General features: G+C 42.0%; 3 protein-coding genes. All 3 read right to left on the bottom strand.

Translation table 11 applies throughout. The features are described 5' to 3' along the window. Positions 1-205: 205 nt before the first annotated feature. The 3 genes from QL229_RS20435 to QL229_RS20425 all read right to left on the bottom strand — a co-directional run bounded on the left by QL229_RS20435 (position 206) and on the right by QL229_RS20425 (position 6,694). A protein-coding gene (locus QL229_RS20435; protein ID WP_281547360.1) for an IS3 family transposase occupies positions 206-1,368 on the bottom strand; the annotation gives its coding sequence in 2 pieces (ribosomal slippage) (positions 206-1,113 and positions 1,113-1,368; 1,164 coding nt in all). A 221-nt stretch (positions 1,369-1,589) separates the two neighbouring features. Then, positions 1,590-4,238 (bottom strand): family 20 glycosylhydrolase, encoded by a 2,649-nt coding sequence (locus QL229_RS20430; RefSeq protein ID WP_281547359.1) that lies wholly within the window; start codon positions 4,236-4,238, stop codon positions 1,590-1,592. 1,028 nt (positions 4,239-5,266) lie between these two features. After that, the gene (locus QL229_RS20425; protein ID WP_281547358.1) at positions 5,267-6,694 is read right to left on the bottom strand and encodes an NAD-dependent succinate-semialdehyde dehydrogenase; all 1,428 of its coding nucleotides are present in this window, start codon (positions 6,692-6,694) and stop codon (positions 5,267-5,269) included. Between the last annotated feature and the right edge of the window lie 94 nt (positions 6,695-6,788).

Raw genomic sequence — 6,788 nt, 5'->3', positions numbered from 1 at the left:
AAATCAATCGCAATAACGTTAAGATTCATCATGTATGGACTCCTTTTGTAAAAGTTTTGTCGCTTATTACGTTACCCCCCTGTGGGAGGGGAGTCCATACATCTCTGTGGTTCAATAATTTTTTGCACAAAGAGAAGTGAATGAGAAAAGAATGAGTAAACCTAAACATTACTTTCTCTTAAGTGCAGCGCTCTCTTTGTTGTGGTCAACTAATTCCGGACAGTGAATTAAGTTTTTCTTCTGCTATAGCAGGGGCAACCATTTGATTATGGCTATGTGGCCTGTGCCAGTTATAATAATTCATCAAATAATTACTAATATCTTTTTCAGCTTCTTGATAATTACTATAACCTAATGAGGGAACCCATTCTGTTTTTAAACTTCTAAATAGACGCTCCATTGGCGCATTGTCCCAACAATTCCCTCGGCGACTCATACTTTGCCCTATCCGGTAGCGCCACAGTCTTTGTTGAAACCTTCTTGCGTTGTACTGACTACCTTGATCTGAATGAAACATCAGTCCAGATGGTTTGCCTCGTTGTTCGTAAGCCCTATCTAATGCTTTAATAACTAAGTCAGTGTCAGGCTTGTCAGACATCGCCCAACCAACCACACGGCGAGCAAAAAAATCGATAATAACAGCCAAATAAGACCACTTTTTACCCGTCCAAATATAGGTGATATCCCCACACCAAACTTGATTTGCGCTATTTACTTTAAACTCACGATTAAGTTTGTTTGGAATATCTGGTCGTTCCGCCGTCGCTAATTTATATGAATGAGGCCCTGGTTGTTTACAGACCAACCCCATATCACGCATGATACGGCGTACCTTAAAAACGCCTACAGTTAAATCAGCGTCTTTTAGCATCACCGCCAACATGCGGCTACCAGCAGCTCCACGACTGAGTGAAAATAACTCGTTAATCGTTGATCTAAGCTGCACCTCTTCAAGTTTAATTGATGTCACACGCTGCTTAAAATCGTAATAACTCGAACGCGGAACATTTAATACGCTACAGACCATTTCCACTGACTCATGCTCACTTAATTGGTCTATCAACGAATATTGTTTATCTCGTCTGACATTAAGAGAGCGGTAGCCTTTTTTAAAATTGTTTTTTCTCTTTCAAGCCGATTAACTTTAGCTTCAAGCTCCTGAATTCTAAGCTGCTCAGGAGTAAGCGCTTTAGAATTTGGTGTTGTGCCACCACGCTCTTCTTGTAATTGCTTAACCCAACGTCGAAGGGCTGTTTCACCGACTTCTAGTGAACGAGCGGCTTCTGGAAATGAGTATCCATCATCAAGGACTAATTTTGCTGAATTAAGTTTAAACTCTTGAGAAAAAGAGCGACGTTGTTTTGTCATAGAACACCTCTGTTTGAGTGGTAATAATACCACCTAAATTAGTGTCCGGTTTCATTGAAGCACAACAATTTGGTTTTCTCTGTGTAGCGCGCAGCGCCTCTGTCCACTCTGTGGTTCAATAATTTTTTCCACAAAGAGAAGTGAATGAGAAAAGAATGAGGAAAACAAAAAATGACGCCTAAGTTTTTCTGTAAGCGTCACATTTATTTATCGCAAAAACATTACTCACCAACAACTGTTACGCGGCTGGTTTGCTGTGCGTTCAAGCGGGTGCGTAAAGCAACTTTTGCATTATTATCAACCTTTACTGGCTCAACGTAAGTTTGCCAGCTTTGGCCGTTATCTAGACTGTACTCAATACTCAAATAAGCAAATGCGCTGTTGGCGTATAATTTACCATCTTCAATCAGACCGCCAGGTACTGGTAAATGCAGGTTGATGCCGTCTTTAGCTAACTTATTAAGCTCTTTTAAACCGACTGCACTTGAGAACTCAGCCCAGTCTTTTGCTTGTTTTTTACTATCGACGTTTTCGCCTTCCCAATCGGCTTTATGCCATGCGCGCTCTGCGACTGATAAAATACGCGGGAAGATCATTGCTAATACTTGATCTTCAGTACGGATTGTTTCTGACCATACCTGACCTTGCATACCCAGAATATTCTCAGGCTTTTCAAGTTTAGGTAACGGGCGACCAACCAACGCTTCTAAATTAACGATTGGCTCACGAGTGCGAGTGTAATCGGCATTTGCATACACGTCATCAGGCATGTAATTAAAGGCTTTTTTAGTATCTGTGTAACGAGTTGCCCAGTAATAACCACGCTCTTGTGGGCTTGCTTCGTATGGGTGGTCAAAGTACAAATGCGTACCGTGTGATAACACCACTTGGTAACCAGCATTTGCTAGGCGGTATGCTCTATCGGCAACGCCCCATTCCCAAATGTTATCCCAAGTATTTACGGTAAAGGTTTTATTAGGAAATTCATCTCGTTTAAATGGGTTTTCACGGTCATACATGATGCCATCTTCCCAAATACCTGGAGAAATACCGCGTTTTTCAAGTAAGGTTGCAACACGTTGTGTGAAGTAAGGTTTTAAATCAGCTGGGCCAGATACACCGTTATTAGGATCGGCAAATAGCGCCTGACAGATTGGCGAGCCTATCCACGAACCAGCACCGACTTCATCACCACCAATATGCAGGTTCTTTAGCTGAACACCTGCTTCGCGATACATCTGCTGAAGTTCATAGGTTACTTTATCTAAAAATGCGTAGGTTGAGTCCATACACACATTCATTGAGTTATCTTTGTAGTTTTGTACCGTCATGTACACAGAGCTATCTTTAGGATCAGTAAGCAAGTATTGCGTTGCTGGCCCCATATCTATGTGTTGAATTTCTTTGTTTGCAGAGCGAGTTTTAATATTGTTTTTAGCCGCTTGCTCAGCTTGCTCTAACATATTGTGATAACGCGCTTCCATCGCTTTGATTGAAGCACGCGCATGGCCAGGGCCTTCAACTTCAGGGATGATTTGAATATGGCGGTCTTTAGCAAACTTTAATAGCTCAACAAACTCATCACGTTTCAGATAACCATTACCTGAGCCTGATTTAAATGGCCCAGTGCCAAGCTGAGTTAATAAACACTCGCGCTCTTCTAAATCAAAGCAGCGATAACCGCCAACATCAGTGAGCTCTGGTAAGCCTGGGATCTCAAGTCGCCAGCCTTCATCTTCTGAAAAGTGCCAGTGTAGCTTATTCATTTTATAGCGAGCCATTTGCTCAACTAACTTGAACATTGCCTCTTTGCCATGATAGTTACGGCCATTATCGTAATGCATGCCACGCCAGCCATAGCGTGGTGAGTCTTCAAGTTCCAACTGCGGTAAACTGGCACTGCCTTGGCTGTTTGCAGGAATCAGGTTCAATAAGCTTTGCATAGCATAAAACACACCGGCGTTATCGCTACCTATGATGGTGATAACTTCATCGTCAATCTCAAGGGTATAGCTTTCAGCTTTTGCATTATTGAGTTTAGGGTCAACTTTTAAGCGAATAACTTTGTCTTTGCCAATATTGATGTGATCAGGCTGTGCTTTAAGGCTAATGCCGTAGTCATCCTGTAAGTCTTGCATAAACACCATAACTTCGTGTTTAAGCTGACCTTGATAACTGATTTGCCAATTATTATTAAGTGTTGCGCTACCACGATTAAACTCAATTTTACGAGGCTTCGGAATAATACGCTTTAAGGCATCGTCTTTACTAACCGACACTTTATCAGCGTTATTTCGTTCGTAGCGTACTTTTGCCGTTGCTAAAACCGATAAATCTTTTGGTTCATTGTAACGACGTAACTGGTTTTCTCGAGTAAATGGCGTAACAAACTGTTTAAAGTCTTCAGTGTCGGTGTTGGCAAATACGGCAGGTTTATTCTTACCTGAAACAAAAAATGCCCGTGGCATAAAGTCACTGTAAGCAACAATCCATACTTGCGCATCAAACGGCAACTCTATACTTTCACCTGCACCTAAACCTTTAAACGAGCTCGTTGGTACGATGCGATGAAGGTCACCATTAACGTGTTCGATGTTTAGGCCTGCGACATGCTCGGTTGAGATTTTACGAACAGAGTGAATATAAAGCTGCCAATCGCTCTCGCCTGCAGGCAACGCCACATCAGAGCCATTATTGAGGGTGATTTTTCCTAAAAAGCCCGCATCTTTATTACGAAAGTTATCTTCAACCGAAAACAGCAGTTCGGTGCCTTTCGCAAACTGATCAACTTGCGATTGAGTTAATGCTGCACTTGCCATTAAAGGCGCAGTCGCTAGCATTACCGCGAATAGTGACTTCTTAAAATCCATTACTTTCTCCTCGTTTATGCCCTGAGTGTACGGTATTTCTGCGTACTATTTTTCATTTTTGTTAATAATTCGTTCCTATCATATAAAAACTAAAATGACAGCGCTATCATTTTATGAAAATAAAGGTGAGGAGTTGATAGCTTTAGGCCGTAAGCTGGCAAGTTTGAAGGGGAACTGTGTTGTTTGTAGTTTAAATGTTTTTGCACAAAGAGAAGTGAATGAGTAAAACAAAGAAATATTTATCTCTTAAGCGAAGCGCCTCTTACTCTCTTTGTGAATTAAAGATCTTTTTCTAACCACAGAGGCCATAGAGAGCACAGAGGAAAAGAAAGAGAGATGTTTCTATTAAGCGTAGCGCCTCATAATATCTATGTGATCACTGGTTTCTCTGTGTAGCGCGCAGCGCCTCTGTGTACTCTGTGGTTCAAATATGTTTTGCACAATGAGAAGAAAATGAGTAAACCAAATGAATATTTATCTCTTAAGCGAAGCGCCTCATAATCTCTTTGTGATAATTTGGTTTTCTCTGTGTAGCGCGCAGCGCCTCTGTGCCCTCTGTGGTTCAATATATTTTGCACAAAGAGGAGAGAATGAGAAAAGAACGAGGAAACCAAAAGAATATTACCTCTTAAGCGAAGCGCCTCATAATCTCTTTGTGATAATTTGGTTTTCTCTGTGTAGCGCGCAGCGCCTCTGTGCTCTCTGTGGTTCAATTTATTTTGCACAAAGAGAAGTGAATGAGAAAAGAATGAGGAAACCAAAAGATCATTTTTTTACTTCCTCTAAAGCGTAGCGCCTCTTAGCCTCTTTGTGCGATTAGTTCTCTTGAATGTAGGCGTGAAATTTATTTCGCGCGAAAGTAATTGCACAAAGAGGAGAGAATGAGAAAAGAATGAGGAAACCAAAAGATCATTTTTTTACTTCCTCTAAAGCGTAGCGCCCTCTTATCCTCTTTGTGCGAATAGTTGTCTTTAATGTAGGCGTGAAATTTATTTCGCGCGCAAGGACTTAGCTATCAGTCTGATGGCTTAAATTTTAACACAAAGATACTTCTCTTCTAGGTACTCATCTAGACCTTGGTGACCGCCTTCTCGACCTAAGCCTGACTGTTTAACACCGCCAAACGGCGCTACTGGGTTTGAAATGAGACCTTCGTTAATACCTATCATGCCGTATTCGAGTGCTTCGCTTACGCGATAAACTTGCTTGATGTTTTCACTATAAAAATATGCGGCTAAACCGTAAGGTACGTCGTTCGCAAGCTGAAGTACTTCTTCTTCATCATCAAAGGTGATTATGCTCACAACTGGGCCAAACACTTCATCATGATAAATATCCATCTCTGGAGTAACATCAGTTAAAATTAATGGTGCTTGGAAGCTACCTTCAAGCTCGCTGTTATCACCGATCAACGACGCCCCTTTATCAACTGCATCTTGCACAAGTGTTTGCACTTTTTCTTTTGCTTTAGGGTAAATTAATGGGCCGATATCTACCCCGTCATCTAGACCATTACCTACCTTTAACTCAGCTACTTTGTCTGTGAGTTTCTCAAGCACCGTTTCAAGCACTGAGCGCTGAACAAAAATTCGGTTAGCGGCAACACAGGTTTGTCCTGCGTTTCTAAATTTAGCCCCCATAAGGCCTGCAACTGCTTCATCTAAATCGGCATTATCAAAAATAATGAACGGGGCATTGCCGCCAAGTTCCATAGACGTTTGCTTAATGGTTGAAGCGCACTGCGATAGTAACTGCTTACCTACACCGGTTGAGCCAGTGAATGTGAACTTACGTACACGCTCCGACTCGGTCATGATCTCACCCACCATTTTTGCGTTTTCAGAGACCACCACGTTCAGCGATCCTTTTACAAATCCTGCTTTATCAGCAAGATAGGCTAAGGCAATAGCGCACAATGGCGTATGCTCCGAAGGTTTAATCACAAAACTACAACCCGCGGCATAAGCGGGTGCAACTTTACGGGTGATCATGGCAATCGGGAAATTCCAAGGTGTAATACCAGCCACCACACCAATTGGTTGCTTTATCGTTGTTAAACGATGCTTGCTGTCAGTAGCAGGAATTGTGTCGCCATAACTACGCTTTGCTTCTTCACTAAACCATTTAATAAAGCCTGCACCGTATTCCACTTCGCCCAAGGCTTCTTTTAAAGGCTTACCCTGCTCTTTAGTCATTAACTCAGCAAGCTGTTGCTTGTGCTCAATAACCAACTCATACCATCGGCGCAGCGTTTCACTACGTTCGGTTGCAGTTGTTTGCTTTAGTTTGCTAAATGCCTCGTCAGCACTTTTTAAAGCCTGCTCAACTCCAGCTTCATCAATATCAGAGACCTGAGTAATCGACTCTGCGGTTGCGGGGTTATCTACACTAAAACGCTGGCTCGTAGAGTAAAAGTCACCGTCGATAAACGAATCAGAAAAAACCAAATCAGACATAGAACCTCCAAGTAAAAGCTATCAGCTATCAGCTATCAGCTATCAGCTATCAGCTATCAGCTATCAGCTATCAGCTATCAGCTATCAGCTATCA

This window comes from Pseudoalteromonas sp. PAR1 (assembly GCF_947311895.1).
Classification (GTDB): domain Bacteria; phylum Pseudomonadota; class Gammaproteobacteria; order Enterobacterales; family Alteromonadaceae; genus Pseudoalteromonas; species Pseudoalteromonas lipolytica_C.
Note: the sequence above shows the minus strand (reverse complement) of the source record. Positions and strands in the feature narration are given on the sequence as shown.